Source organism: Evansella sp. AB-rgal1 (assembly GCF_041820985.1).
Taxonomy (GTDB): Bacteria; Bacillota; Bacilli; order Bacillales; family Salisediminibacteriaceae; genus Evansella.
This window is the reverse complement of sequence record NZ_JBGUAU010000073.1, coordinates 1-1,554: the sequence shown is the minus strand read 5'-3', so window position 1 is coordinate 1,554 and position 1,554 is coordinate 1. Positions and strand designations below refer to the sequence as shown.

The window sequence follows — 1,554 nt, the reverse complement described above, 5'->3', positions numbered from 1 at the left end:
GTGGAATAAATAACACCAACAGTAATTTTGAGTTATAATAGACTTATCAATGATAAAAGTTGGTGTTTATTTATGCGTACAAAAAATCGATTAGAAGCTCAAGATTCTAAATACTATAAGCCTGAAATAACTCATTGTCCTAAGTGCGGTGAAAAATTAGTTTATTGCCATCCTGTATGGAGAAAAACTATTTCAACTCTAGATGGCGAAGTTAAAGTAATTAACTTGGGATACCGTTGTAATAACGAAACATGTTCTAATGACACAACCTATCGATCGGCCCAAGCTGAACATCTTAGTATGAAACATATTACGTATGGCATGGATGTCATTGCCCATATTGGCTATTTGAGATTTCAAGAACATAAAACCCGCACAGAAATTATGGAGACATTAAATGAAAAACAAGTAAAAATATCTGATAGACAAGTTCAGAAATTATATGAGAGATATGCTTTATTACTTCGTGCAAACGCTAAGGAAAATGCCGAAGAAATGTTAAATCAGGTTGTTAAAGAACATGGTGGGATCATTCTTTCCATTGATGGTGTTCAACCAGAGAAAGGGAATGAAACCTTATATGTCATCCGTGAAGTACTTAGTGGTACAGTCTTAGCTGCGAAAAATCTTAAAAGTAGTGCCTCAACAGAGTTAATGGAGTTAATTCAACCTGTAATGGAATGGGGATTTCCAATCCAAGCATTTGTAAGCGATGGACAACAATCTATTCGATTAGCTATCGAAAAACTAGCTCCTACTATTCCTTATCAGTACTGTCAGTTCCATTACTTTAAAGACGTTGCCAAACCATTAGTCGAGAAAGACCGCAAATTAAAAACAAATATTAAAAAGAAGCTACGTGGTATACGTGCAGTAGAACGGAAAATAGATCAGATGGAAACCAAGACTCATGAAGCAGAAATAGCTGAGGACTATATCGCAGCTATTCGTTCTGTACTTCTTGAAGATGGAAAGCCCCCATTTGACTTACCTGGAATGAAAGTATATGAACATTCTCAAGCAATAAAGCGCTCGATGGAAAAATGTCGAGATAAAAAAGGGGACCCCTCTACTTGAAAACCTTATCAGAATAATCAGTCACTTCGAGGATTACCAACAAGATTATGAGCTTGTTTGTCGTTGGTATAGCCGATTTCAGAGGATCGCTACAATTATGGATCCCTCTGATAATAAAACAAGTGACTGGGTGGAGAAAAGGTTAGGACAATACCTTCATGAGATTAAATCTAGTTTGAAATATGAGTATGACAAACCATTTTTAGAAAACTTATTAAATTACAGTAAAGGGTTCTGGAAGGGATTGTTCGCTTGTTATGACAACCCTCTTATTCCAAGAACAAATAATGACTTAGAACTGTTTTTTAGAAGAACCAAGCAGAAACACCGACGAATTACAGGTAGCAGAACATGGAACCGTTACATCATAAGGCACGGAGAAAATATAGTATTTGCCGACAATACCAAACAAGAAAGCTGTGCATTAGAAGCAATTCAAAAGGTTTCCTATGAACGATATCAACAAGAATCGGCCGC

The 1,554-nt window shown here is 36.2% G+C and carries 2 protein-coding genes; both read left to right on the top strand.

Features of this window, described 5'->3' with window-relative positions; translation table 11 throughout:
• The first annotated feature begins 72 nt into the window (after window positions 1-72).
• Complete coding sequence (locus ACERII_RS25740; protein ID WP_373645852.1) at window positions 73-1,077, top strand: transposase; 1,005 nt, start codon at window positions 73-75, stop codon at window positions 1,075-1,077.
• A 97-nt stretch (window positions 1,078-1,174) separates the two neighbouring features.
• A partial coding sequence (locus tag ACERII_RS25735) for a hypothetical protein (protein WP_373645851.1) occupies window positions 1,175-1,554 on the top strand: 380 nt, incomplete at its 3' end.